The sequence below is a fragment of the Candidatus Hakubella thermalkaliphila genome (assembly GCF_013281975.1).
Taxonomy (GTDB): domain Bacteria; phylum Actinomycetota; class Humimicrobiia; order Hakubellales; family Hakubellaceae; genus Hakubella; species Hakubella thermalkaliphila.
Map to the genome: position 1 here is coordinate 1 of NZ_BLRZ01000013.1, position 25,953 is coordinate 25,953.

The 25,953-nt window shown below is 47.5% G+C and carries 32 protein-coding genes and 1 pseudogene; 30 read left to right on the forward strand and 3 right to left on the reverse strand.

Going from position 1 to position 25,953, the window contains the following annotated elements; translation table 11 throughout:
- Positions 1 to 51 precede the first annotated feature (51 nt).
- Positions 52 to 249, reverse strand: a complete 198-nt coding sequence (locus HW443_RS02270; RefSeq protein WP_176231598.1) for a hypothetical protein — start codon at positions 247 to 249, stop codon at positions 52 to 54.
- A 253-nt stretch (positions 250 to 502) separates the two neighbouring features.
- Here HW443_RS02270 and HW443_RS02275 point away from each other — a divergent pair, with 253 nt between their 5' ends.
- The 26 genes and pseudogenes from HW443_RS02275 to HW443_RS02400 all read left to right on the forward strand — a co-directional run bounded on the left by HW443_RS02275 (position 503) and on the right by HW443_RS02400 (position 20,668).
- The gene (locus tag HW443_RS02275; RefSeq protein ID WP_176231599.1) at positions 503 to 1,027 is read left to right on the forward strand and encodes a cysteine hydrolase family protein; all 525 of its coding nucleotides are present in this window, start codon (positions 503 to 505) and stop codon (positions 1,025 to 1,027) included.
- Between the two features lie 151 nt (positions 1,028 to 1,178).
- Positions 1,179 to 2,393, forward strand: coding sequence for a nicotinate phosphoribosyltransferase (locus tag HW443_RS02280; RefSeq protein ID WP_246273306.1), 1,215 nt, complete (start codon positions 1,179 to 1,181; stop codon positions 2,391 to 2,393).
- A 326-nt stretch (positions 2,394 to 2,719) separates the two neighbouring features.
- On the forward strand, positions 2,720 to 4,099 hold the full coding sequence (locus tag HW443_RS02285; RefSeq protein ID WP_176231600.1) for an AAA family ATPase: 1,380 nt from the start codon (positions 2,720 to 2,722) through the stop codon (positions 4,097 to 4,099).
- A 103-nt stretch (positions 4,100 to 4,202) separates the two neighbouring features.
- Positions 4,203 to 4,673 carry a helix-turn-helix domain-containing protein gene (locus HW443_RS02290; protein WP_176231601.1) on the forward strand — a complete coding sequence of 157 codons (471 nt, stop codon included), beginning with the start codon at positions 4,203 to 4,205 and terminating at the stop codon, positions 4,671 to 4,673.
- 346 nt (positions 4,674 to 5,019) lie between these two features.
- On the forward strand, positions 5,020 to 5,481 hold the full coding sequence (locus tag HW443_RS02295) for an RrF2 family transcriptional regulator (RefSeq protein ID WP_176231602.1): 462 nt from the start codon (positions 5,020 to 5,022) through the stop codon (positions 5,479 to 5,481).
- A gap of 95 nt (positions 5,482 to 5,576) precedes the next feature.
- On the forward strand, positions 5,577 to 6,533 hold the full coding sequence (locus HW443_RS02300; RefSeq protein ID WP_176231603.1) for a TRM11 family SAM-dependent methyltransferase: 957 nt from the start codon (positions 5,577 to 5,579) through the stop codon (positions 6,531 to 6,533).
- Positions 6,523 to 7,299, forward strand: a complete 777-nt coding sequence (locus HW443_RS02305; protein WP_176235356.1) for a hypothetical protein — start codon at positions 6,523 to 6,525, stop codon at positions 7,297 to 7,299. The genes HW443_RS02300 and HW443_RS02305 overlap by 11 nt, the downstream gene beginning before the upstream one ends.
- Before the next feature lie 19 nt (positions 7,300 to 7,318).
- The gene (locus HW443_RS02310) at positions 7,319 to 7,558 is read left to right on the forward strand and encodes a hypothetical protein (protein ID WP_176232037.1); all 240 of its coding nucleotides are present in this window, start codon (positions 7,319 to 7,321) and stop codon (positions 7,556 to 7,558) included.
- Positions 7,559 to 7,590: 32 nt separating this feature from the next.
- On the forward strand, positions 7,591 to 7,848 hold the full coding sequence (locus HW443_RS02315; RefSeq protein WP_176232036.1) for a hypothetical protein: 258 nt from the start codon (positions 7,591 to 7,593) through the stop codon (positions 7,846 to 7,848).
- A gap of 135 nt (positions 7,849 to 7,983) precedes the next feature.
- Positions 7,984 to 8,277, forward strand: coding sequence for a hypothetical protein (locus HW443_RS02320; RefSeq protein ID WP_176237278.1), 294 nt, complete (start codon positions 7,984 to 7,986; stop codon positions 8,275 to 8,277).
- A 96-nt stretch (positions 8,278 to 8,373) separates the two neighbouring features.
- Positions 8,374 to 8,898: a hypothetical protein gene (locus tag HW443_RS02325; RefSeq protein WP_176235883.1), complete on the forward strand. Its 525-nt coding sequence runs from the start codon at positions 8,374 to 8,376 to the stop codon at positions 8,896 to 8,898.
- Positions 8,899 to 9,036: 138 nt separating this feature from the next.
- Positions 9,037 to 9,251 (forward strand): annotated as a pseudogene (locus HW443_RS13805) (type II toxin-antitoxin system HicB family antitoxin).
- Between the two features lie 728 nt (positions 9,252 to 9,979).
- Complete coding sequence (locus tag HW443_RS02335; protein WP_176235888.1) at positions 9,980 to 10,681, forward strand: phosphoadenylyl-sulfate reductase; 702 nt, start codon at positions 9,980 to 9,982, stop codon at positions 10,679 to 10,681.
- Positions 10,678 to 11,856: a sulfate adenylyltransferase gene (gene sat, locus HW443_RS02340; RefSeq protein ID WP_176235887.1), complete on the forward strand. Its 1,179-nt coding sequence runs from the start codon at positions 10,678 to 10,680 to the stop codon at positions 11,854 to 11,856. The genes HW443_RS02335 and sat overlap by 4 nt, the downstream gene beginning before the upstream one ends.
- A complete protein-coding gene (locus HW443_RS02345) occupies positions 11,853 to 12,887 on the forward strand; it encodes an aliphatic sulfonate ABC transporter substrate-binding protein (RefSeq protein WP_176235886.1) in 1,035 nt (344 codons plus the stop codon). The genes sat and HW443_RS02345 overlap by 4 nt, the downstream gene beginning before the upstream one ends.
- Positions 12,887 to 13,693: an ABC transporter ATP-binding protein gene (locus tag HW443_RS02350; protein ID WP_176235885.1), complete on the forward strand. Its 807-nt coding sequence runs from the start codon at positions 12,887 to 12,889 to the stop codon at positions 13,691 to 13,693. Before HW443_RS02345 ends, HW443_RS02350 begins: the two co-directional genes overlap by 1 nt.
- Before the next feature lie 90 nt (positions 13,694 to 13,783).
- Positions 13,784 to 14,542: an ABC transporter permease gene (locus HW443_RS02355; RefSeq protein ID WP_176237172.1), complete on the forward strand. Its 759-nt coding sequence runs from the start codon at positions 13,784 to 13,786 to the stop codon at positions 14,540 to 14,542.
- Between the two features lie 118 nt (positions 14,543 to 14,660).
- The gene (locus HW443_RS02360) at positions 14,661 to 15,125 is read left to right on the forward strand and encodes a universal stress protein (protein WP_176237873.1); all 465 of its coding nucleotides are present in this window, start codon (positions 14,661 to 14,663) and stop codon (positions 15,123 to 15,125) included.
- A 334-nt stretch (positions 15,126 to 15,459) separates the two neighbouring features.
- On the forward strand, positions 15,460 to 16,380 hold the full coding sequence (gene cysK / locus HW443_RS02365) for a cysteine synthase A (protein WP_176237874.1): 921 nt from the start codon (positions 15,460 to 15,462) through the stop codon (positions 16,378 to 16,380).
- Positions 16,381 to 16,430: 50 nt separating this feature from the next.
- The gene (locus HW443_RS02370) at positions 16,431 to 16,712 is read left to right on the forward strand and encodes a ubiquitin-like small modifier protein 1 (protein WP_176226966.1); all 282 of its coding nucleotides are present in this window, start codon (positions 16,431 to 16,433) and stop codon (positions 16,710 to 16,712) included.
- Positions 16,713 to 16,751: 39 nt separating this feature from the next.
- A complete protein-coding gene (gene moeB, locus HW443_RS02375; protein ID WP_176235212.1) occupies positions 16,752 to 17,567 on the forward strand; it encodes a molybdopterin-synthase adenylyltransferase MoeB in 816 nt (271 codons plus the stop codon).
- A 26-nt stretch (positions 17,568 to 17,593) separates the two neighbouring features.
- Positions 17,594 to 18,340, forward strand: coding sequence for a HesA/MoeB/ThiF family protein (locus HW443_RS02380; RefSeq protein WP_176235213.1), 747 nt, complete (start codon positions 17,594 to 17,596; stop codon positions 18,338 to 18,340).
- A 217-nt stretch (positions 18,341 to 18,557) separates the two neighbouring features.
- Positions 18,558 to 18,785: an NIL domain-containing protein gene (locus HW443_RS02385; protein ID WP_176235215.1), complete on the forward strand. Its 228-nt coding sequence runs from the start codon at positions 18,558 to 18,560 to the stop codon at positions 18,783 to 18,785.
- Positions 18,786 to 19,008: 223 nt separating this feature from the next.
- Positions 19,009 to 19,251, forward strand: coding sequence for an NIL domain-containing protein (locus HW443_RS02390; protein WP_176235216.1), 243 nt, complete (start codon positions 19,009 to 19,011; stop codon positions 19,249 to 19,251).
- A 312-nt stretch (positions 19,252 to 19,563) separates the two neighbouring features.
- Complete coding sequence (locus tag HW443_RS02395) at positions 19,564 to 19,989, forward strand: Mov34/MPN/PAD-1 family protein (RefSeq protein WP_176235217.1); 426 nt, start codon at positions 19,564 to 19,566, stop codon at positions 19,987 to 19,989.
- Between the two features lie 94 nt (positions 19,990 to 20,083).
- On the forward strand, positions 20,084 to 20,668 hold the full coding sequence (locus HW443_RS02400; RefSeq protein ID WP_176235218.1) for a transposase: 585 nt from the start codon (positions 20,084 to 20,086) through the stop codon (positions 20,666 to 20,668).
- 41 nt (positions 20,669 to 20,709) lie between these two features.
- On the opposite strand, the gene HW443_RS02405 is transcribed toward HW443_RS02400, so the two are convergent.
- Both HW443_RS02405 and HW443_RS02410 read right to left on the reverse strand, forming a co-directional pair.
- Entirely contained in the window at positions 20,710 to 20,967 is a 258-nt protein-coding gene (locus HW443_RS02405; protein ID WP_176235219.1) for a type II toxin-antitoxin system RelE family toxin, read from the reverse strand.
- Positions 20,964 to 21,248 carry an AbrB/MazE/SpoVT family DNA-binding domain-containing protein gene (locus HW443_RS02410; RefSeq protein ID WP_176235220.1) on the reverse strand — a complete coding sequence of 95 codons (285 nt, stop codon included), beginning with the start codon at positions 21,246 to 21,248 and terminating at the stop codon, positions 20,964 to 20,966. The genes HW443_RS02405 and HW443_RS02410 overlap by 4 nt, the downstream gene beginning before the upstream one ends.
- Positions 21,249 to 21,529: 281 nt before the next feature.
- Between HW443_RS02410 and HW443_RS02415 the strand changes: the two genes are divergently transcribed.
- From HW443_RS02415 to HW443_RS02430, 4 genes are all read left to right on the forward strand, one after another.
- On the forward strand, positions 21,530 to 21,844 hold the full coding sequence (locus tag HW443_RS02415) for a DUF433 domain-containing protein (RefSeq protein ID WP_176233389.1): 315 nt from the start codon (positions 21,530 to 21,532) through the stop codon (positions 21,842 to 21,844).
- A complete protein-coding gene (locus tag HW443_RS02420) occupies positions 21,844 to 22,191 on the forward strand; it encodes a DUF5615 family PIN-like protein (protein WP_176235221.1) in 348 nt (115 codons plus the stop codon). The genes HW443_RS02415 and HW443_RS02420 overlap by 1 nt, the downstream gene beginning before the upstream one ends.
- Before the next feature lie 12 nt (positions 22,192 to 22,203).
- Complete coding sequence (locus tag HW443_RS02425) at positions 22,204 to 23,448, forward strand: glycosyltransferase family protein (protein ID WP_176235222.1); 1,245 nt, start codon at positions 22,204 to 22,206, stop codon at positions 23,446 to 23,448.
- 105 nt (positions 23,449 to 23,553) lie between these two features.
- Positions 23,554 to 25,953: PBP1A family penicillin-binding protein (locus HW443_RS02430; protein ID WP_176237875.1), on the forward strand; the 2,400-nt coding region annotated here is incomplete at its 3' end.

Consider the following 25,953-nt stretch of genomic DNA (forward strand, 5'->3'; position numbering starts at 1 on the left):
TAGAATCACTTAATTCAGGCTTTCGTAGATAAAAGAACTCGAGCATTTAGGTCAATATACATCGGCATTATAGATATCTTCTTCAGGATCTTCCCATTCGGAGAAAGCTGTCTCTGAGGCTTTGGTCAGGAGAGAGGTCTCTAAATAATCATGTATTCTTTGATCCAACTCGATGATCTGATGTCTTGAAAGTTTTGGCAGAACTTCTTTGATTTCTTCAACAGTTATTTTTACGGGGTCATAACTCATTTGAAATCTCCTAAATTCATTTTTGTTTTATTCTACCACTAATCACTTGAAGTCAAGACAATTGAGAGCTCTGTCGCCCCATCTTCCCTAAAGGATTTCAATTTCCCAGGCTATAGCCAAAAGATTTTTGGAGATTTTCTCAAGTACTATGTCATAAAAATTATTTTCCTCCCCCCACCAGCTTTCTCCTGTGCTATAATTATCCTTGCGCAAAAAGCAGATGGAGTTCCGGTCGTAGAGGTGAGCTAGAGCTATGAAGAAATCCGAGGAAGTCCTGCTGGTCATCGACATGCTTAACGATTTCGTCAAAGAGGGCGCGCCTCTGGAAGTTCCGGATACCAGGAAGATCATCCCTTATCTTCAGAAAGAGATTGCCGATGCTCACAGAGCAGGTGTTCCTGTTATTTACGTCTGCGATAGCCATGATCCCGACGACAAGGAATTTCAGATCTGGCCACCCCATTGTGTTAAGGGTACTGAGGGAGCCCGGGTGGTAGAGGAACTTGGACCCCAAGAAGGCGACATAATTATCGAGAAAAAGACCTATTCGGGGTTTTTTAACACCAATTTAGAGGATGTTCTGAAAGAAATGGGGGCCAGAAAGCTCAAGTTGGCCGGATGTGTCACCAACATCTGTATTCTCTACACTGCTTCGGATGCCGTCCTGCGAGGGTATGAGGTCACTATCCTGAAAGACGGTGTAGCTGGCTTTGACCAGGGGGACCACCAGTTCGCTCTGCGGCAGATGGAAAATGTCTTAAAGGCCAGGATAGCCTGAGAGGCTTGTGCAGAATGCTGAAATCTACCATATCACGGAGTTAACCTGAAAGCCAGGATAGTGTGATAACTTTCAATTCCTTCCCCTCTCGAATCCTCGCAGAGAAAGGAAAATCCCTCTTGCCCAATCCCGACATAGAAAGGAATCGCCCATGCGCCGCGGCGCACCACATCGCATGAAAATTGTGTTATTTTCAAGGAGGAAAGAAATGTTCTATACGGCCAATGATGAGGAAATCAAGCAAGGCCAGATCACCGACGTTTATCTTGCCAGAACTCTAGAGATAATTAAAGCCACAAACATGGATAAGTATGTCAAGGCGGAGATCTTTCTTAAAAGTTTCAGGGATAATTATGAGTGGGGGGTTCTGGCCGGGGTGGAGGAGGCCCTCCGTCTTTTGGAGGGCCTGAAGGTTACTGTCAGGTCCATGAAAGAGGGTACTCTGTTTAGAGTGCGAGAGCCGGTCATGGTTATCGAGGGCATGTACTCGGAGTTTTGCGTCTACGAGACGGCTCTGTTGGGACTTCTTTGTCAGGCTTCCGGTATTGCCTCCAAGGCAGCCCGCTGCCGTGTGGCTGCGGGCGACAAGCTGGTGGTCTCCTTCGGAGCCAGGCGTATGCATCCCGCCATTGCTCCCATGATTGACAAGAATGCCTACATCGGTGGCTGTGATGCCGTCTCTGTCATCAAAAGCGCGGAACTTATCGGTCTGGATCCTATGGGTACTATTCCCCATGCCCTCATGCTTATTTATGGTGATACGGTGGAGGCTACCAAAGCCTTTGACGAAGTTATTGATAAGAAGGTAAACCGGGTTTCTTTGATTGACACTTTTAACGATGAGAAGTTCGAGGCCGTAAGAGTGGCTGAAGCTCTGGGAGACAAGCTTTTCGCCGTGAGGCTGGATACTCCCTCCTCCCGCCGGGGCAATTTCCACGAGTTGATCCAGGAAGTCCGATGGGAGCTAGATCTGAGAGGATATAATTCGGTAAAGATTCTAGTCAGCGGGGGAATTGACGAGAAGGACATTCTGGAGCTTAAAGATGTGGTTGATGCCTTTGGCGTAGGAACCTCTATTAGCAGCGCCCCAGTCCTGGATTTTGCTTTGGATATTGTAGAGGTGGAGGGAAAGCTCCTGGCCAAGAGAGGAAAGATGTCCGGGGAAAAGAAAGTCCTTCGCTGCGAGTCTTGCGGGCGGGACTGGATAGTCGCCATTAAAGAAGAGCGAGAAAGATGCGACTGTGGCGGCGTTCTGACCGACCTTCTGGAGTGTTTTATCGTGGACGGAAAGATAATCAGTCCCATTCCGGAGCCGAGAAAGATCAGAGAATACGTAATGGAGCAGTTAAGAAAATTTGCCTCTTAGGCCTATCTGCCTTTAGCTTTCATGAGATCTGCCGATCTGAAAATTGCAGGATTAGCACAACCCAAAATATCCTTGACGCATACTAGTCTTTTAGTCTAATCTAAGTAGTGCCTGACCTAGGTAGCGTTTAATCTTGGTAGACCGCGGTGCCTTTCCGGTGAAGCTCCATATGCAGATTGCTATCCGTTCTAATTGATTCTTTGCCAGGTAGTTTATAGCAAGTGTCCTGTCCTTGGGAAAAGGTCAGGCATGGCATTATTGACAAATGGCCCGTAATATACTATATTAACCTATAATAATTGCAACATGTAAGAATTGGGGAGAGGATGGCATTTAAGAAAGTCATGGTCGTCGACCCGGACCTTTCGGCTTTTGAGGGAAAAGGAGTGGTGGACGAAAAGGATATGGAGGTGATCCCCGTTGCCAACCTGCTGGCGGCCAGAAGCATAATAGGGGAGTACCGGCCTCATGTGGTTATCCTCTCCTCAGAGATAGAGGGAGCGAGAGACTTCGCCAGGTACGTCTCCAAAAGAACTGATGCCAGAATTGTGCTCACCTCTCCAGATCCCCAGCTCATAGACCGACACTGGAAGACTGATCTGGTTGTGCCAGCTCCTCTGACCCCTCAATCCATTCGAGAGGCAGTAGCACGCTGTCTGGATCCAAATTTGGCCCCAAAAGCCGTGGACTTGTCTTCTACCCAGCGTAACCAAGAGGTCACGGAGGAGGATGACTTCTGGAAGGATGACTCTCTGCTGGTAAAGAAATGGAGCAGACTTGCTAACCCTTTTGCCCGGCGTCAGCCAGAAGAACAGAAAAGAGAATCCCTGTCCGGCTCCAGTGGCCCGGAAAGAGGGAGTGAGGAAGTATTAGCGCCACAGGCTTCAAAGGTCTCCAGAAATGAATTGGGAGAGACTGATGTCAGAGAGAAGATCATCCACCAGGAGGTTATATCCGTCTATTCCACCAAAGGAGGAGTGGGAAGAACTCTCGTGGCAGCCCATCTGGCTCATTATCTTCGCAAGTTCAACCCGCTGCTTATCGATTTGAATTTCGCCGAGGGGCCCAGCGACCTGAGCATCAACTGGCAACTGCCCAAGATTCCCCACTTAGGAAAGTTTATTACTGCTGTGGAGGACCGCAAGAGTTGCTTCGGCGAGCTTGTAGTCAAAAGCAGTGCCTCCACCTTCGATATAGTCCAGACTCCTCCCACCCTGAGGCAGAGTGATAGATTTGACCTGGATACCCTGGCTGATCTTATCTCTGTTGCCAAAAGGCGATACGGTATGATTATAGTAGACCTTCCCTATAACTACAGCAATATTACGCTCGAAATGCTAAATCTTTCCAGCCTGATCCTTCTAATTTCTACCCCGGAGTTGGGGCCGGTAGCCCGGCTCAAGGAGATGCTTCATTTTTTGGACCAGGGCCAGAGAGCGTTTCTGGTTATAAATAACTATGATGGCCGGGGAATGATCTCACCTCAGGAGATAGTTGAATATCTGGATATACCTTTGGGCGCCGTTATTTATTATGATGCTGAGATTGCCGAGATAGCCTCCCGAGGACAGTTTGCCTCTGAAAACTCTGTATTTGGAAGAGGAATTTTGGACCTGATGAGCCATGTCTTGGGTATAGGGGAGAGAAAAAGCTGGGTTCGAAAAAAGTTGAGGAGGAACCAAGAAGGAGATCAGCGATCTAGATAAAGTCTTTTTGAACCAGGCTAATTCAGATAGGGTCTTCGATGGTCTCGATTTCTGGCTGGAAATTCCCTGATACGGAGAAGCAAAGCAAGGAGGTGGGGCGCCAGTGACCCAACGGGAGGGCTCAGAAGAGGTTATAAGGGATATTGAAGAGGAATTTGAGGCTCGTGCCATAGGACTTGAGGAGCAGCCGGCCCTTTATACCATTGCCAGAGCCTCGGAAGTGCTGGGCATGAGTGAGCAGGAGATTACCCGCCTGGTCCTGCTGAAGAAGATACCTGCTGTTCGCATGGGAAGATCTTTGAGAATACGGGAGGAAGCGCTGGAGAGGTTCGTAGCGGAAATGACCTCCCCCGAGCAGGTACCTGCTACACCCGTCCTCTACTCCGCGGAACAGGTGGCCGAGATTTTGCAACTTTCCCTGGACAATGTGTGGCGCCTCTTGAAGGAGGGACATCTCAAGGGTTTTAAGATCCGAGGTGGCCGCAGCTCCTGGCGCATCCCCGCAGAAGCCCTGAACGAGTTCATCAGAAAAAGGATGCAGGAGACCGATAGCCAGGTGCAGCCCCCGAAGTGAAGAGCGGGCGCGGGACTCATAGATATCTCCCGAAACTCCCAGGACATCATAGAGATCTCCGGAAATCCATCGCTTATAGGAATAAGTCTGTTCTTGCTTACCCATCCGCGGTCTCTCTATCTTGACTTTTTCGGTAAAGATTTCTATCCTTAAAGCATGGAGTGGATTTTTTGAAAGGAACTATCTGGCGTCCCCTCCAAAAGGGCCGAATTACGGTATTCGGCCCCACCCTGGGAATCCAAATCGGACGGCAAATTGATCCAAAATCTCGCTTTTGCAGTTGCGCCATTATTCCCGTTACGCCAGGGCAAACAGGAACGGCTTTTACCAGGAGGAGTCGAAAGACGTGAAGATAACCACTAAAGTCCAATATGCTGTACGAGCTCTCTTTGATCTGGCTTATCATGGAGGCGGAGGTCCAGCCCAGATCAAGGAAATCTCCAAAAGACAGAAGATCTCCCCTCGATATTTGGAGCAGATCTTCCATCAGCTCAAAAAAGCGGATCTTCTGGAAACCAAGCGAGGGCCCCGGGGCGGTTACTCCTTGAAAAAGCCAGCCGGAGAGATCACTCTCAGCCAGATTGTAGAAACTCTGGAGGGACCTCTGGAGTTAGTTCCCTGTCTAAAGCCAGGGAGTACCAAGGAATGCAGTGTGGAAGAAAGCTGTGTAGCCAAGCTGGTCTGGCAGGAACTTCAGGATAAGATGGAGAGCCACTTCAACGCTCTAAATTTGGAGGAACTCTGCCGCCGGGCCAGGGATATGGGCATCAAACGAGAAATCAGGCACCGCTATATGTACTATATATAATAAGACAAACGTGTGGGAGACTATGGAGAGGCTCCAGATCTGGCTGAGGAAGACAAGTTAGGCAAAACGGCGGGCCTAATAAAAGGTGATATACAATGTCTAATCAAAAAGTAAGTTTCAAAACTGAAAAAGAACTCCAAGAAACAATTTTGCAAGAAAAAGCAAGGGGAACTCCTGATTTGGAAATCGGTCAGAAGTATGGAGTTACATTTAGATACATTGAACGACTTATTACCAGAACACAAGGGCTCAATATCAGCGCTTTAAAAGTTTCTAAAAAAATAAAAACGCTTTATCCAAAAGATTTCAAAGAAGAACAAACTACGGTTTGGAGTTTTAAGCAACGGGGTAATTGGGCAACTCATAGTGGAGAATACCGAGGCAATTGGTCTCCTTATATTCCTCGAAATGTGATTCTCAAATATTCAAACCCAGCTGAATTAGTTTTGGATTATTTCTGTGGTGCTGGAACAACTGCTGTAGAATGCAAACTTTTGGGAAGAAGCTGCATAGCCTTTGACATAAACAATAAAGCTATCGAGCTAGCAAAAAAGAATGTAGATTTTAATGCATTATTACAACAACTTACATTTAATGACGAAAAAAAACATCCTCAAATTCTTGAGCCTGAATTATTGGTAGGCGATGCCAGAGACTTATCATTCTTACAAATCACCCATGCGGCGCACCGCACCACGTCGCATGAAAATTGCGTTATTTTCAAGGGAGATAACTCTATAGATTTAATCTGTGCTCATCCTCCCTATGCAAACATTCTTCATTATACAGATTCTAAAGAAGGCGATTTATCGTTTTTTGATATTGATGGATTTTTAAAAGAAATGGCTAAAGTTGCTAAAGAAAGTTTCAGAGCGCTGAAGCCGGGGAGACAATGTGCTATTTTGATAGGAGATACAAGGAGAAAGAAGCACGTAATTCCTCTAGGGTTTAAACTCATAAATGTTTATTTGGATGCAGGCTTTAAATTAAGCGAACTTGTTATCAAACGACAACATAACTGCAAGACTACAGGATTCTGGTATGCTAATTAAAATGGACAAGCAAAAATTAACTTGGAAAGCTGTTGTCAGGGATGCCTTATTAGAATTAGGCGGGCAAGGTCATTTATCTGAGATTAATAAAATCGTGGAAGGGCATCCAAAAACTAAGACCAATCCAAGTTGGCGGGATACTATTAGGCGAGTTGTAAGACAATATAAGATTTTTGAACCAGTGCCACCTGAAAAAAGCGGTATTTATAGGGTTGTAGAAGAAATTTCAGTAAGACCTGAGGCTCAAGGTTTTACTGAAGAACCAGAGATTGACCACGGGATCGCTCAAGGAATGTTAGTCACGCTGGGGAAAATTTACGGATATGAGACTTATGTGCCTCCACACGACCAAACTAGTAGAAACTTCCAAGGGAAACCTTTAAGTGATTTTGTGACTGTATCCGACTGCACCAATATTTTTAAAGGCCCTAACTTAGCAAAGATTAGAGAAATAGATACCCTATGGTTTGATGAAGATGATTATGGGTTGTTTCCAGTTTATGCTTTTGAAGTAGAGGGAACAACAAGGGTAAAATCTGGCTTGGACAGGCTGTTAAAAATACCAAGGAGATTTCCTACTCTATTTTTTATTATTGGGCTCAGCGAAAAAGAGAGAGGTTTGTTTGGTCAATATATAAGCCAGACACCATTCAGAGAGTTCAAAGATAAATTTCTATTTAGGCTTTATGAGGAGTTAGAAGAACTTTATAATACAGCTTTGATCCATGATGAACGGCTAAAGCAATTTGTGTGTTTGGCAAGATAAAAAGTATAAAGGTATAAATATGAAATTACAAAGCAGTAGGGGCAGAACTTTACATGGGGATGTAGTAATTTTAAACACTTCAGAGATTGCGGATTATGCAGATTATGGGGGTATGCTATATGAGCTTAAAAAGGTAGGGGTTCGAGACGGAGAAGCATATCAAATTGATAACTGTGGTGATTTACTTATGTATCGTGATGCGTATGGAAGGTGCAAGCATATTCTTGAAAAGTTTGGGGTGAAGGCCTTGTGTGACTAACTATCGTTCAAAAGTGAATATAGGAGGTAGACATGACTGATAAACTTTTTATAACTATAGACTCAAAATATCGGCGTGATCAATTTGACGATTGGCTTGCAGGTGGCAAAGTTGAATATAAAGGGAAAACACATCATTGGTCTGCGCAGAACAGCAATTATGGTTTCGGGTGGGAGATTGGACCAATTACTGAAGAAGATTGGAGCGGCCTGGACGAGGATGAGTTTAATGAACTTATGAGAGTTATCGAAAGATGTCTCTGTGAACATAAAACAGAATATGTCATCTAAGTTCCTTTACGCTCTAAAAGTGACTTTACCTTCGGAATATATTTCCGAATTGATGTCCACGCCAGAAGTAATCCCTTTGAGTTTTATAGGAGACACCCGAATTGTTTTAAGCCCGAAAAGGTCAAAAATAATGATTTGTTGGTAGATGAACTTCTTAATTTTCTTGGTGCACAGTCACAGCGAGATAAACGAAGGCCTTGGATGTTGAATTCTGCAAGATTACTGGTAGAAAAATATGATTCATCGGCATACAAAATTAATGAGGTTCACGATGGAGATATAGTCGAGATTGTCAAGGCACTGACAGTCGAAGAACGATATGGTTTTTCTACTAAGAAGGCTCACATGTTCCTAAGAGGCTGTCTAAAAACTCCAATTTCAAAAACTCATCTCCCACTTCGCCCCCAAAAAGGAGCTAATTTCGCATAAAACTTCCCACATTGACCTCAAAATCAGATCTCATGTAGGAGTAATTCCCCACCTTGGGCAAAATGCCCTTAGTTTTTGGACACCCTCCTAAGAGATATGGCTGATTTAGGAGTATGGAAATACAAAAGGAACATAGAGAAATTGGATGTGATGAGCGACAAAAATACGATGAGAGTGGCTTTGAGAACAGGGATTCTTCAATTTCGTATCCCTTTACTTGCCAGTTTCTTGGATGTCTTTTGTTACCAGTATTCGATGGTAGATAGACTAAACCGCGAAGCATGGAGAAAAGTATGGGAAGAATGGGGCAAAATTTATAATAATCATAGACCTCCAACCCCAGCCTCAATGGACTACCTCATCTTTAGGCTTGGCAAAATAGCCTGCCGCCCAAACAAACGCTTTTGTCTACCAGAGAAAGAAGTAGCTGAGAAAAAACTAGAAAGTCTAATCCCACAGGATAGATTGATTTTCAGGGCTGACAAGTATTGTATTTTTAGTGATGTTTGCGAGTTAGAGAGAAAAATATTAAATGCTCCCAATAGCATTTCAATTGAAGGAAGAACTGGGTGGAAGAGCGGAAAGAGTAACGAAGGTGGAGGAGGTGGGATTTCATCTTGAAGATGAGCCCGCCGCATCGCCTAACACGGTGTTTGTGGCAAACAGAGTTTGCCCAAATGCCCCTTCGGGGCACTTCACAAACACCGATTCTCTTATGTGAAATTGGAAGCTTAATTCAAAGAAAAGAAAGTAGTAACCATGTTAGCTCAATTAACCGCAATTTATGAGAAAGGGGAAAATACTACATCGGATACTGTCCCGAGGTTCCGGGAGCAAATGGGCAAGGAGAAACCTTAGAGGAATGCCGTGAAAGTTTGAAAGAAGCTATCAAGCTTATTCTTCAGGACAAGTTAGAAGATACCCTGCGGGGTGTTCCTGATGACGCTATTCGGGAGACCGTTGTTATTGAATGAAACGACACGAGTTTCTTCGCCACTTACGATTCCGTGGATGCATTCTCAAACGAGAAGGAGCAAGACACTCAGTGATTTATTACCTCGTTTGCTATTGTATACACACTAGATCCAACAGTCTTTAGTCGATTGCTACGTCTCGGAATTGAGGAGGGGCTGGATCAAATACAGTATTAAGTTGGCGAAAAAATTTTGGCGGGGTTCGGAACTCTATGGTTGCTTGACTCCTTACCTCGCCTTCGGCGGTTTCAGATATTGTTGGTAGAAGCAGGCTTAACTATTTTGATTCCTTTCTCTTGCAGGCATCCCAAGCATTCTTAGGTCTTAAATTGGAAAAACTGGCTGGATTTTGAACCGCAGTTAACACCCCCTCCTATCCCGGCCTCAGAAGAATTGTTCAGCTCGTAAGATACACAGGGACAGCAAGAACAATCTTACCTAATTTGTCATCTGGGGGGCCGCACTCTCGAAGGATGAGAATCGGGAACCCCTTTTGTAAGTAATTCGGCTACACCAAACCGCTCGCCATTTCTTACCAAAATGCTAATAAACATTTATTTAATCCGAAAAGCCTACTTGACATTAAGGATGAACAAAGATATAATACATACCAGCTATTGATTACTAGAATACTAAATAAATTTCCCGATCAGGACCACCAAGTACCTTGAACGCTTCAAGGAGTTTTTATCGGAGTACAGAGTAGTCATGGAGAAAGGAGATGGCTGATGGGTCAGTTTGAGGAGTTTGCTGATTTAGAAGCTAAGACGGCAAAAGAAGTATTGGAGTGGGCATTAAAGACCTATGGTGACAGGGTTGCTCTGGCCTCGAGCTTTGGGGCTGAGGATGTTGTTCTGATCGATATGCTGGCCAGGGTCGATCGCCGCTCGCGAGTTTTTACCCTTGATACAGGAAGGCTTCCTCAGGAGACCTGCGATGTGATGGAGAAGATCCGCGACAAATACGGCCTCAAAATCGAGATCTACTACCCCGATACTGAAGCGGTTGAGGATATGGTCGCCAAGTATGGTCCCAATCTCTTTTATAAGAATGTCGAGCTCAGGAAGCTCTGCTGTGAGATCAGGAAGGTTGAACCGCTGAAGAGGGCTTTAAAAGAGCTCTCGGCCTGGATAACCGGCTTGAGAAGGGAGCAGTCGGTCACGCGAACTGAAGTCAAGAAAGTGGAGATAGATAGGTCTCACAATTCAATTGTTAAAATCAATCCTTTAGCTGATTGGAGTGAAGAGCAGGTCTGGAGTTATATCAGAGAAAATGGTGTTCCTTATAACGCTTTGCACGACCAGAATTATCCGAGTATCGGATGTGCACCCTGCACCAGAGCAATAAAGCCTGGCCAGGACGTTAGAGCCGGGCGCTGGTGGTGGGAGGATCCAGAGCACAAAGAGTGTGGCCTGCATATTAAAAAATGAAAGAGACGATTACACCACATGGTGGAAACTTAATTAATCGAGAGATTGCCGGAGACGAGAAGGCGCATCTTGACCAAAGGGTCAAAGGTCTCAAGAAGATCAGGTTAGACTCCAGACAAATTTCTGACGTCGAAATGATCGCGGTGGGAGCCTTCAGCCCTCTGGAGGGATTCATCAGGAAGGAAGACTACCACAGTATCCTGCACAATATGCGGCTCAAAAACGGTCTTCCCTGGACGATTCCCATCATTCTGGCTGTCATAAAAGATGAGGCAAAAGGTTTGAAGGAAGGTGAAGACATCGCTCTCCAGGACGGGGAAGGTGAAATCTTAGCTGTCCTGCATCTGGAGGAAAAATACCTGGCTGAAAAGGACCAAGAGGCACTGCAGGTCTATGGAACCCAGGACGCTAAACACCCGGGTGTAGCCTATCTCTACCAGAGTGGCGAAGTTCTTTTGGGTGGGAGGATCAGCTTACTTCGGCGCTCCAAACATACACAGTTTGAAAAGTATCGGTTTGATCCAAAGGATACTCGAAGAATATTTCGGGAACGAGGCTGGAAGAGGATTGCCGGCTTTCAAACCAGAAATCCGGTTCACCGGGCCCACGAGTACATCCAGAAGTGTGCTCTGGAAACCGTTGACGGGCTCCTCCTCCACCCCTTAGTCGGGGAGACCAAAGCTGATGACATTCCGGCAGAGGTCAGGATGCAATGCTATGAGGTGTTGCTCGAGAATTACTACCCCAAGGATCGAGTATTTATGGCAGTTCTCCCGGCTGCGATGAGATATGCTGGTCCTAAAGAGGCCATTTTTCACGCCATTGTGCGCAAGAATTATGGATGCACCCATTTTATTGTCGGACGAGACCACGCTGGTGTGGGCGACTATTATGGGTCTTTCGATGCTCACTACATCTTTGACGAGTTCAGTCCTGATGAGCTGGGAATAACACCGCTATTCTTTGATTTTACCTTTTATTGCCGACGGTGTGGACAGATGACATCTAACAAAACCTGCCCACATCTGTCCCAGGATCATGTTTCACTGTCTGGAACAAAAGTTCGGGAGATGCTCAGGAGAGGGGAAGTTCCTCCACCTGAGTTCACCCGGCCGGAGATTGCAGCGGTGCTGATAGAATGGGCCAGAGCGCAAAAGGAGGAATACCATTCATGAGAAAATCGACGATAAATATCTTACTAATATTGGGAGCGCTTCTGAGTGGCCTGATGATAGGTTGCGGAAGAGCTGATAGCAACAATGTGACTGTTCGGATAGGATATTTTCCTAATATCACTCATTCCCAGGCCGTTATCGGAGTAGCCAATGATGCTTTCCAGGAGGCCCTGGGACCCGATGTTACTGTTGAGGTCAAAGTGTTTAATGCGGGTCCTTCGGTTATCGAAGCGCTCTTTGCTGGGGGGATAGACCTTGCCTATATTGGACCTAATCCGGCCATTAATGGGTATGTGAGATCACAGGGTAAGGCACTGAGAATTGTGGCTGGGGCAAGCAGCGGTGGTGCAGTGTTTGTGGTAAGGCCTGATGCGAACATTAATACCGTTGAGGATCTAAATGGCAAGAAGATTGCCTCTCCCCAACTGGGGAATACCCAGGATATTGCCTTGCGAGCTTTCCTGAAAGCAGCTGGACTTAGTCCCTCAGAAAAGGGAGGTACAGTCCAGGCGCTCCCTGTTGCAAATCCGGACATCCTTACTCTGTTTCTAAAAGGAGACATTGATGGGGCATGGGTGCCAGAACCCTGGGGAGCTCGACTGATAAAAGAGGCTGGGGGCAAGCTCTTCCTGGATGAGCGCTCCATTTGGCCAGAAGGTAAATTCAACACGACCAATGTGATAGCCAGAACGGAATTTTTAGAGGAACATCCTGAGCTAGTCAAGAAGTGGCTGGAAGTGCATGTGGACCTGACCCGGTGGATCAACAATCATCCTGAGGAAGCCAAAAAGATGCTGAATGCTGAAATCAAAAGGCTTGCCGGTAAGGCCCTGAGGGAAGATGTTCTCGATGACGCTTTTTCAAGGATAGAGGTGACCTACGATCCCATCAAGAGCTCCCTATTTACCTCAGCCTTGTGGGCTTATGAGGCGGGCTTCCTGGGAAAAGAGAAGCCAGACCTTTCTGGTATATATGATCTCTCCCTTTTGAACCAAATATTAGAGGAAAGGAATTTGGAGCCGATAAGGTAATGTATTTAAAAAGGGAATTGCCAAAGCTTCAACTAAAAAACGTCTCCAAGACATTTCATACTAAAGGGGTGGAGCTGAAGGTTCTTGAGGACATTGATTTAGGAGTCGAGGAGGGGGAGTTCCTTTGTCTGGTGGGCCCTTCGGGATGCGGCAAATCCACCCTTCTTAACATAATTGCTGGTCTTGAAGAGCCCGATAGCGGTGAAATCTTTTCTAATGGCCACAAAGTTACCGGTCCAGGGACAGATCGGGTGCTCATCTTCCAGGAATTAGCCCTTTTCCCCTGGCTGACTGTAATAAAAAATGTGGAGTTTGGACTTAAGATGTTGAAAATAGATAGGAAAACAAGGGAAGGGCTTGCTCTGGAATATTTGAAAATGGTACACCTTTCGAAATTTAAGGATGCCTACGTGTACCAGTTGTCAGGAGGAATGAAACAGAGAGTGGCTCTGGCCAGGGCCCTGGCGATGGACCCGGAGATACTACTAATGGACGAACCCTTTGTGGCTCTGGATGCCCAGACCGGAGATCTACTGCGTGACGAACTCCAGCATATATGGAAAGAAACCCGGAAGACCATCATTTTTGTAACTCACAATGTGAGAGAGGCAGTCTGTCTGGGTGACAGAGTTCTGGTCTTTTCTGCCCGTCCAGGCAGGATCAAGAAAGAGCTCAGAGTAGAATACCCCAGGCCCAGACATATAGAAGACCCATGGTTAACCCTACAACGTCATTTACCTGAATACATACAATATGTTCTGGTTCAATTAAAGAAATTGCCCTACATATTGAACCAAGATTCTTAAGTATCGCTGTAGGGTTAATGGAAATTGCGAAGCCAATTCTTAAGGAATTGAAGGTTGAAATAGAGAAGTTTGTAAGGGAGGAGTTAGGCAATGAATGGATTTCTTCGGCGAATCATCTTCTACGCTCTTCTGATCGCAATTTGGGAGATGGTATTTAGACTACATATTTGGGAAGAATTTTTGTTTCCAGCTCCCCTAAGCGTGCTTCAAACTCTGGTTAATGGATTTATGGATCGAACTTTTCTTATTGGCATAGCCATTAGCATGCGGAGGATTACCATAGGTTATGGAATATCCGTAATAGCTGGAATACTTCTCGGTTTATTGATTGGAAGGGTAAAATTACTTGACGAAACCGTGGGCTCCCTGGTGCTGGGACTTCAGACCTTGCCGAGCATAACCTGGCTACCTCTGGCACTACTTTGGTTTGGATTAAACGAGAAAGCTATTATTTTTGTTGTAATCATGGGTGCTGTCTTCTCCATTACCATCGGTACATATTCAGGAGTAAAGGGCGTTCCGCCATTATACCTTAAAGCTGGCAGGAATAGGGGAGCCCAGGGGTACCAGTTATTTCTCCAGGTCATAATCCCAGCGGCGCTTCCCTCCATTGTAGTCGGATTGAAGCAGGGCTGGTCCTGGGCCTGGCGCTCCTTAATGGCGGGAGAGTTGCTTTTCGTCAGTCTGGGTCTAGGATTTCTTCTGATGATGGGCAGGGAATTGAATGACATGAGTCAGGTCATAGCAGTGATGATCATAATAATTATCATTGGTTTGGTTGTGGACAAGTTAATCTTTGCAAAACTGGAGAGAAATCTTTACGAAAGATGGGGCTTGGATCTAGCCTGATACCTCTTTGCAGGATTGATTTTAGATCTCCTATCCTGGATAATACTTATCACCTTCGCCAGGCATTACTGGCCGTTCTTGGGTATTAACATCGGGAGTTTTTGAGAAGGAGTAGGGATTGGAAAGGATATTACTGGTTCTTTCGACTAGCCGGCAGTCCGACAAGGCTATCGACATGGCTTTAAGTATGGCTGAGGAGCAAGAAACGGAGCTGATGGCCCTTTTTATACTGGATTCCAAGGTTACTGATACCGTCTTTGACCACCTGACTGATGTGGGCTTTATGGGAGAGCGACCCAGCAGCGAGCTAAAAGCTACCATTGTGAAAGAACAGCGGGATCGAGGTCTGGTAAAGCTGAAGGAGATCGAAAGACTTGCTGAAGATAGAGGTGTTTTCTGCCAGAGCTGGGTGGTTCAGGGCGATTTCGGTCGCGAATCGGTGAAAATGGCCGCTGCCCACCAGGTAGATCTCCTGATAGTGTGCCGGGCCAGGTGCCCCGGCCTTTCCAGGTTCTTTTTTGATCAAGAGATAGAAGAAGTAATCCGGTGGGCGGACTGCGAAGTGAGAGTAGTGGAGGAGTAGATAGAATTGGAATTGACACTCTCCACGACTAAAGTCGGGAGATTCTCAGATGACTGAGCAACACAGGTGCCAGTTGAATCTAACACCTGAGGCAGGTGCCATAGCTGCGACTACAGGGATTGCTCCCTGATACTTTTAAGTCCAGGCAGTCGCTTTTAGCTGACCAGACATTTACCCACAATCTTTTACATGGCACAGGATTGTGGCCATAACCTCCAAGATTGTCAATGTACCATGAGTAGTATAGCACATTAAGAACAAGGAAATAAGGGCTCATTCATCCCCAGCATTAAAATGCGGGGCTTTCTGAGCCTGTTATGTAAAGAAGGATGTCGTGAAACCCTACGATAATATTCTACAACTCATAGGCCATACCCCCATGGTCAGGCTAAATAGAATACCCGGCCCAAATGATGCGGCCATTTACGCCAAGCTGGAACACTTTAATCCGGCTGGAAGTGTGAAGGACAGAATTGCCCTGAGTATGATCGAGGAGGCGGAGAAGGAAGGAAAGCTAAAACCCGGCTCCACCATCGTGGAGCCTACCAGCGGCAACACCGGTATTGGCCTGGCTATGGTGGGAGCTGTGAAGGGATATAGGGTGATCCTGGTTCTCCCAGAAGATATGACCTATGAGCGACGAGTTCTTCTCTCTTCCTACGGCGCTCAGGTCGTTCTCACTCCCAGTGGAGAGGGAATGAGGGGCTCTATAGTCAAAGCCGAGGAGCTGGTGAGGGACAATTCTGATTATTTTATGCCCCAGCAATTTAATAACCCGGCCAACCCCGACATCCACAGGAAGACCACAGCCAGGGAGATTCTGGAGAGCATGGAAGGGATGGGAATCGATGCTTTTGTGGCCGGAGTGGGAACCGGAGGGACTATCACCGGGGTGGGGGAGGTATTAAAGGAGAATTATCCCGAGGTAAGAATTGTAGGCGTGGAGCCCGCCGGCTCACCGGTCCTCTCTGGAGGAGAGCCGGGCTCCCATCTAATTCAGGGTATTGGAGCTGGTTTTATCCCCAATGTGCTGAACACGGAGATCATCGATCAGGTGATCACCGTAACCGATGAAGAGGCCTATCTTATGATGAAGCGCCTGGCCCGGGAAGAAGCGCTTCTGGTAGGAATATCTTCGGGAGCTAATGTTTGTGGGGCCCAAAAGGTAGCCCAGGAATTGGGCAAGGGGAAGAAAGTGGTGGTCATCCTCCCAGACACCGGAGAAAGGTATTATAGTCTGGAAAAATATTTTTGAAGAGAAAAGAACGCTGATAGACAAAAATCCAACCAAACCAAGGAGGCAAAATGGCGGTAAAGGTCAAGATTCCCACCCCTCTCCAGAGACTGACCAATAAGCAAAGCCAGGTGGAAGCAGAGGGCTTTACTGTTGGCGAGGTCCTGGCCGACCTGGAGAGAAACTTCCCCGGCTTCAAGGAGAGGCTTTATGACGAGAAAGGGGAACTTCGTCGGTTCATTAACATCTTCCTTAACGAGGAGGATGTTCGCTTTCTGGAGGGGCTGAATACTACAGTGAAAGATGGAGATGAGATTTCTATAATCCCGGCTGTGGCCGGTGGATCTCTTTAAAGACACCCTTCAGATGTTATATGAGGAGCAGGAGTCCAGGTGGCAGATTTTACAGAAGACCAGATAATAAGGTATAGCCGTCACATAGTTCTTCCCCAGGTAGGAGGCAAGGGACAGAAGAAGATCAGGGAGAGCAAGGTCCTTCTGATCGGAGCTGGTGGCCTGGGCTCCCCGGCAGGATATTATCTGGCAGCGGCCGGAGTGGGCAGGCTAGGGATTGTGGATCAGGACGAGGTGGACCTGAGTAATTTGCAGCGCCAGATCCTCCATCGCACCGCAGATATAGGTCGACCCAAGACTCACTCGGCCAGGGACAGAATCATTGAACTCAATCCGGATGTGGAAGTGGTTCCCTACCAGACCTCTCTTACTTCAGACAACGTAATGGAGATTATCGAAGACTACGATCTGGTAGTTAATGGCTGCGATAACTTCCCCACTCGCTATCTTCTCAACGATGCCTGTGTTTTGGCTGACAAGACCATCGTGGACGGGAGCATCTTCGTCTTCGAAGGTCAGGCTACGGTATTTAAACCTCACGTCGGCCCCTGCTACCGCTGCCTTTATCCGGAGCCGCCACCTCCGGGCATGGTTCCCTCCTGCCAGGAAGCAGGAGTGCTAGGGGTGCTGCCAGGGATCATCGGGTCCATTCAGGCTATGGAAGCTCTTAAATTGATCCTGGAGATCGGCGAGCCTCTTATAGGCAGGCTACTTCTCTATGACGCCCTGGCGACGGAGTTTCGAATCCTGAAGATACGCCGGGATCCCGACTGTCCGGTCTGCGGGGATAATCCCACCATTACCGAATTGATCGACTACGAAGAGTTCTGCGGTTTGAGACCGGCAAGATGCTAAAGATAGAAGAGAAGGAGGGAGTCTAGATGTTAACAGACCGGGACCGCGAGAGATATAGCAGGCAGATATTAATGGACAGGCTTGGGGAGGAGGGACAGGAAAGGCTCAAGAGTTCCACAGTTGGGGTTTTCGGTTGCGGTGGCCTTGGAACTATAACCTCTCTCTACTTTGCTGCGGCCGGAGTGGGGAGGCTTGTTCTGGTCGACAGCCAGAAGCCGGACCTCAGCAACCTTAACCGGCAGGTGTTACATTGGGAGAAGGATGTTACAGAGGGGGTGAGCAAGGCTGAGTCAGCTAAATACAAGCTTTCCAACTTCAATAGGGATATTGTGGTGGAGGCCCATACGGCCATGGTTACGGAGGATAACATCGAGGAGTTCTTTGGAGAAACCGATATGGTGGTCGACTGTCTCGACAATTTCGAATCAAGGCTCCTCCTGAACAGGTTCTGTATCGAGACGGGGCGGCCGATGGTTTATGCGGCTGTCCATGGCTTTTACGGACAGCTCACATCCATAATACCCGGCAAGACCCCTTGCCTTCGCTGCATTTTTCCGGAGTCGCCACCTCCGGAACCCTTCTTTCCCATAATCGGGGTCACACCAGGCGTTCTCGGCCTTCTCGAGGCGACCGAGACTATAAAGAACATAGTGGGCCTCCCCGGGACCCTTAGAGGAGAGCTTCTTATTGTTGATCTCCTCTCTTATGAGATGGGGAAGGTGAAAACAGGATTTGATAATCAATGTTCTGTATGTGGGAAATGGAGGAAGTGAGGGGTCTGATAAAAGCAATCAATCCTAACCCTACAGCGATACTTAAGAATCTTGGTTCAATATGTAGGGCAATTTCTTTAATTGAACCACAACATATTGTAGGTATTCAGGTAAATGACGTTGTAGGGCTAAGCTAATTGTCATGCGGAGGCCGTGTTCTAAAGGGGGACTATCTGCTAAAATTCATTAGAGAGGTTCCCGAGGAAAGAAGGGAAAAATGCTCAGAAAGAAAGTCGAACTCATCTTCCCCGAAAGACTGATAAAAGAGCCGGTTATCTACCAGGTGGGCAAGAAGTTCCGGGTGGTGACCAATATTTTCAGGGCTGATGTCAACGAGAGCAAAGGCTGGGTGATTCTGGAGTTGGATGGAGAGCAAGAGGAGATAGACAAATCCATCCAGTACCTCAAAGCTCTGGGTATAGAGGTCAAAGAGCTGGAAGACTGAGCATGGCGGATTTTACCCAGGAGCAAGTTGTCAGCGACAGTCAGCATATTGTCTTACCTGAGTAGGAGGGATGGGGCAGAGGAAAATCAATCAAGCCTCGGTCCTGCCCATACAGAAGATAAGAGCGGAAAGGCATCCCCTGCCCTCCGTTCGGAGTAGGCAGATAACCAGATTTATAGACTAAGAGATGCAGAGTCAGTTGCAGTGGAGGAGAGGAGCACAGATGTCCCGTATGCGAGTAAAAATAACCTTTCCCAAAGAGAAAGTTACCGAACCTCTAATCTATATGGTGGGCCAGAATTTCCAGGTGGTTACCAACATAAGAAGGGCCAATATCGACGAATATGCCGGGTGGGTTATTCTGGAAATTGATGGCCAGCCTACAGAGATAGAGAGAGCTATTGACTGGCTGCAGAAAAAGGGAGTGAGGGTGGATCCCGTAGAGGGTACCGTGGTGGAGGGATAGGCTCAGCAAGGGGTAGAAGCTCCAAACAGTACTTCTCTTCCCCCACAAAGTGTTTTGCCACAACTTTTTCTCTCGTCACGAGGCTTCCAACCAGACTCCCGGGCTAACAGGGTATCTCTTCCGCGGGGAGAATGGACCTGGTAATGTTTGGATTAACCCTACAGCGATACTTAAGAATCTTGGTTCAATATGTAGGGCATTTTCTTTAATTGAACCACAACATATTGTAGGTATTCAGGTAAATGACGTTGTAGGATTAAGGTGAAGTGAGGGTCGAGTGTCCTTGGGAAATACTAATCATATCCATAGGGTATGCGGACTAATCAGCCAGTAAGGATGTTACGGATCAGGCCAGAACACATTAAACAAATAATAGAACATGCCAGACGGGAGCATCCTCTTGAATGCTGTGGTTTTTTGGTAGGGAAAGATAACGAGGCTCTGAAAGTGTATGAGATGTCCAACGTGGACAAAAGCAGGACCACCTATTTGATGGACCCCAGAGAACAATTGCAGGTATATAAGCAGATGGAAAAGGATGGGACAGAAATAGTAGGGATTTACCACTCTCACCCCCACTCAGAAGCCTTTCCTTCCCCGACCGATCTGAGAAAGGTCTTCTACGAAGATGTCTATTATCTGATAGTGTCTCTGTCCGATTGGGATAGGCCCACAGTGCGGGTCTTCAAACTGATTGATAGTAAAATCAAAGAGGAGGAAATGGTCGAGATCGGTTAGGGACCATACACCAGGACAATGGGTAAGATTCTTAACAGAATTTTGCCAAGGGTGCGTCTATCCGAAGAAAATCGTAATTAGGGAGGGTTTTATTATGCTGGAGCAGATTCTCTCCCATCTGGACTTTCTGGAGCAATCTATTGAGCAAGTGAGCCGGGAGGTGGAAAGCCGCCTGGCCCCTTTTTCCGAAGACATCCAGCGGGTCTGTACCACCACCGGGGTGGGTCAAAGGACAGCTGAGATGATCATTGCTGAGATTGGAGTGGACATGAGCCGCTTTCCTACCCATCGTCACCTGGCCTCCTGGGCTGGCATCTGCCCTTCTAATAATGAAAGCGCTGGCAAGCACAAAAGTGGCAAGATCCGCAAGGGAGATCGCTGGTTGTACCGGGCCTTGATTGAAATAGCCTGGGCGGCGGTGCGCACCAAGGAAAGCTATTTTTACGCCCAGTACCATCGCCTGGTTCGCCGCCTGGGAAAGAAAAAAGCCATCGTGGCTGTGGCCCATAGCCTGCTCATCGTTATCTACCATATCCTCAAAGATAAGGTTCCTTATCATGAACTGGGGGCCAACTATTTCGATCAATTAAATCTCACCTACCTAAAACGTCACCATATCAAGCGCCTGGAAACTCTGGGCTATAAAGTGACCCTCGAACCTCTGGAGGCTGCTGCATGATTGAAGACCTATTTTCTAAGTTATTTTCTAAGTAATTAAGTTTAAGGGCGTTTAAGAAGATCATGGGTACCGATTTTCCTAAGGACATAGGTGTCTCCCTTGATCTGAAAGGTAAATCGATAGGAACGGGTGATGCGCCCTTCCCATATCTCCCTGGGGTCTTGCATCTTTTTAGTCCATAGGGAAGGGTGTTGGGGGTTGGTAAGCAAAGGCCCCAGCTGTTTATCGGTTAGCCTTTGAATCCGCTGGGGCAAATCACGGTAGGCCCTGATAAATGGTTTGGTGAAAAGAAGCTTCATACTTCAGTCTTCTTTAAGGCGTTGAGAGCATCCCTGGTGTTTTCAAAGGGACCTACCACCTCTCCTTTAGCGATTGCCTCATCAGCCTCCTGTTCACCTTTTTGCCACTCCTCAGTATAAAACCAGGCCTCCTCAGGCCGGATGATTTTGACAGGCTTTATCATGATTCCCTCCCTGGTACCCTCTGCCTCGACATAATCACCCACCGCTATCTTAAACCTCTTCCTGATCGCCGCTGGCAGGGTAATTTGGAAGTTCTCCCTGACCTTAACTATTGGCATCTTAGATCCCCCAGATCTTTTATGGAAGTATTTTCCACAGTTTAAAATTATTAATCTTGTAAGTTAATAATAACAAGAGATAAATATACCTGTCAAGAATGAATCTACCACTTGGACTGGAACTGATGATAATACAACATTGGGAGGCTTTCGGAATCTTGTCAATCCCATAATACCATGAGCGTCTTTCCATATTTCCGTGTGCCTCGATCGGTTGACATAGTCAAGCATCTTCGACTACTATTCCTTCTAGGTCAAGTTTTGAAGCAAGGAGTGCCCTAATGCCTTTAATCGAAACCCATTACGAACACATTGCCCTGGACGAAAAAGGGGTAGCGGTCATTGCGGGGACAACTATGAAAGTGATCGAACTCGTTGTCGAAAAGATAGCCTATGGTTGGAGCCCTGAAGAGGTACATTTTCAACATCCCTATCTAACACTTGGTCAGATCTATTCCGCCTTGGCGTACTATTCCGACCATGCAGACGAGCTGCATGACGATATCGAGCGCCGCCTGCGATATGTCGAGCAGTTGCGCCAGCAGAGCGGTCCGTCGCCCCTGGTTGCCAGGTTGAAGTCCAAAGGGCTGCTCTGATGCCTATCTCATTATATCTGGACGAGCACGTACCGCGGGCAATCACTGTGGCTCTGCGCATACGTGGCGTGGATGTAATTGCCGCACAAGAGGACAAGGCGGTCGGCTTCTCTGATACGAAGTTATTAGACCGTGCTGCTGACTTGAAGCGCGTTCTCTTCACTCATGACGATGACCTTCTGGCCGAGGCAACACGGAGACAAGAGGCTGGCATTTTCTTTTGCGGAGTTATCTATGCACATCCCTTGCGTATTTCGATTGGTGCCTGTATTAATGATCTGGAGATCATTGCTCAAGCTGGGGAGCCTGAAGATTTGGCTAATCGAGTAGAGTTCTTGCCGCTTTGAAGACATCCGACAATGACAACAGAGATTCTGGACCAGAATGTTCTCAGAGACATAAGGAAGCTAGGACCGGTGGATGTGGTGGTAGGAATCCCCAGTTATGGCAATGCATCCACTATCGCCGGAGTAGCCGAAGCCCTGGGCTTTGGGATGGACAAATACTATCAGGGGGCAAAGGTTCTGATGATCAACTCTGACGGTGGATCAAAAGACGGGACCCCGGAGGCTTTCCTGAGCGCCGATGTTCCGGACCGAATATGCAGGATGGCTATCCTTTACAAAGGAACTTCCGGCAAAGGCAGTGCCCTGCGGGCCATATTTGAGGTGGCCAGAGAGACTGAGGCCAGAATATGTATCGTTGCGGATGCCGATTCCCGGAGTATTACTCCGGACTGGGCCAGGCAATTGGGATATCCGGTTTTTCAGGAGAACTATGGGTATGTGACCCCCTTCTATCTAAGAGATAAGCATGATGCCACTATTACTAATAGCCTGGTCTACCCGGTAACCAGAGCCCTCTATGGCCAGAGAATCAGACAGCCAATCGGAGGAGATTTCGCTCTTTCCCGAGGCCTGGTCTGCATTCTCCGGCAGGACAGGTTTTGGGAGAGTCATCCCTCCATAGCCAAATTTGGAGTGGATATCTGGATGACCACTACTGCTATCTGTGAGGGCCTGCGCATATGTCAGGCCGCCCTGGGCGTCAAAATCCATGATCCTAAGAAGCCCAGCAGGGATCTCAGTCCCATGTTTCGGCAGATGGTAGGCACTATGTTTGAGCTGATGAAGAGGTACGATCATAAGTGGCTGATTATCAAACATAGTCAGCCTGTGGACATCTATGGCGAGTACCGCTTCAGCGAGATCGAGGATATAGAAATTCATCCTCTGGTTCTGCTTAACAAATTAAAGGAAGGATACCAGATTTATGGAGATAACATATGGAAGCAGGTATTGAGCCCCGAGAATTATGAGGAGGTGAGCCAAGTCTGTCAGAAGGACTACAAAAAGTTTATATTCCCAATGGACCTCTGGGCTAGGGCGGTTTTCGACTTTGCTGTATACTATTGTTGGGTGCCCAAGGAGGACCACGATTCCCTTCTGGAGTCTATGATCCCTCTTTATCAGGGCAGAACGGCCTCCTTTGCCAAAGAAATGGCCATTTTGTCGGATGAACTGGCTGATGCTTTTGTGGATGGGTGCGCCAGCGTCTTTGAAAGGCTCAAACCGTATCTTTTGGAGAGATGGCCAAGGCGGTAACCAGTTAAAATAGACGGTGGCCTCAATGAGGGAGAACAACATATGCGGGGCCGAGAATGACTATGCGGGTTATGAGGCGAAGAAAGCGTGAGTAAGAGGCCAAACATGACCAGGATACGACTGGCCAGGCGCACCAGGAGGGCGTGGCTGGCCAGCCACATTTCCAGAAGGTCTAAACTACTGTTAGCAATCCTGGGAGCCTCCCTTGTAGTGATAATAGGGGGTCTTTTTTATTTGGGCGGGATGGTCTCATCCGGGTTGGTCTCATTGGAACGGGAGGCCAGTTCTGAGATCGAGTCTACCAAGATCTTTGACCGCAAGGGAAAGCTCCTCTACGAGATATTGAATCCCCGCTCAGGAAAGCATACTCCGGTAAGTCTGCAGGAGATCCCCATCTGGGCGAAGGAGGCAACCCTGGCGGCCGAGGATGTCAGTTTCTATGATAATCCCGGCATAGATCCCGTGGGGATCATCAGAGCTGCTCTCTTGAATCGTCTCCATGGCCGAGTGCTCTTTGGTGGGAGCACCATTACCCAACAACTGGTCCGAAACAAATTCCTCTCTTTCCAGGAAGCCTCTTCTCCTTCCTTGACCAGGAAAATCAAGGAAGCAATTCTGGCTCTGGAGATGTCCAGAAGATACACCAAAGATCAGATCCTGGAAATGTACTTGAACGAGATGTACTACGGCAACTTCTCTTATGGGGTGGAAGCAGCGGCTCTCTCTTATTTTGGGAAACATGTGAAGGATCTGGATCTGGCGGAGTGCGCTCTGCTGGCCGGCATCCTTCAGTCCCCTTCCAGGAACAACCCCTTTGAGAATTTCCCTGCCGTCAAGAGGAGACAAGAATCCATCCTCGATCTGATGGTCAAGGCTGGTTTTATTACCGAAGCCCAGGCCGCCTCGGCCAAGGCGGAGAAACTAACCCTGCGGGAAGCCAGGTATGACATCCGGGCTCCTCATTTTGTCCAGTTCGTGCTGGACCAATTGTGGGGAAAGTATTCTGAGCAATTTATCGCCTCCGCGGGACTGAAGATATATACCACTCTGGATCTGGATCTCCAGGAGGAAGCCCAGAATATTGCTCGACGTCATGTTGCCGAACTAAGTGATCACTCCCTTACCAATGCCTCAGTGGTAGCCCTCGATCCCAGAACCGGAGAGATCCTGGTCATGTTGGGGAGTCTGGACTATTTTGATGAAGCTATTGATGGAGCTGTCAACATGGCCCTGGCCAAAAGACAGCCAGGCTCAGCCATAAAACCTATTACCTATGCTGCCGCCTTCGAGAAGGACTACACTCCGGCCACAGTAATCGAGGATGAGCGAGCAGTATTCACATCCGAGCAGGGAGAGATTTATCTACCTCTAAACTATGATGGCAAATTCCATGGTCCGGTGCGGGTGCGAGAGGCTCTGGCTAACTCCTATAACGTGCCTGCCGTAAAGGTTCTCCACCATATTGGGATGCCCGCCTTTCTCACCACGGCCAGAGAAATGGGCATCACCACTTTCCACAATGATAAGTACTGGCTATCGGTAACCCTGGGTGGGGGAGAAGTAAGACTTCTGGATCTGGTATCTGCCTATGGAGCTCTTGCCAACAGAGGAGTCAGGGCGGAGCCCTTTGCCATCTCTAAAATAGTGGACAGCCAGGGCAATATTCTCTTTCAGCAAACTCCTGTCCTGAGGCCGGTTCTGGGAGAACGAGGTCCGGCTATCGCCTACCTCATTTCAGACATCCTTTCCGACAATTCTGCTCGCATACCTTCCTTTGGACCCAATAGTCCCCTCAAGCTCAGCTTTCCAGCAGCGGCCAAGACCGGTACTACTACCGACTATCGAGACAACTGGGCCGTGGGCTATACTCCAGAGCTGGTAACCGGAGTGTGGGTGGGTAACTCGGATAATGCGCCCATGAAGAGGGTGTCGGGCATTACTGGCGCTGCCCCCATCTGGCATGATTTTATGGAGTTTGTCCTGAAAGGCAAGTCGGGATGGGGCTTCCAAAAGCCTGAGGATATTGTGGAGGTAGAAATTTGCCCGCTCTCCGGGCTCCTACCTGGTCCAAACTGCCAGATTACTCTGAGAGAGAAATTCATAAAGGGTACTGAACCCAGGGAAGTTTGTTCTATGCACAGCACCTACACGACCTATGATAGTTTCCAATCCAGGAGCTGGAAGGAGACTATGGATAGTGAGGAGTCTCAAGAGGCCCAGATTGTGGAGATCACCAACCCCCAGGATGGGGATAGATTCGTCCTGGACCCCACCATTCCTCTCCGATATCAGCAGTTAGAATTAGCCGTGGATGCGAGTGAGGATATCTCTGCTGTGACCTGGTATGTTGATGGCCGTCCCATAGGAACTATTGATAAGAGGCCTTTTAGTACCTTCTGGGTTTTGAAGGAAGGAAACCATTTTTTGAAGGTAGTGGGGTTAAGAGCTGGGAGGCCGGTTCTGGGAGAACGAGGTCCGGCTATCGCCTACCTCATTTCAGACATC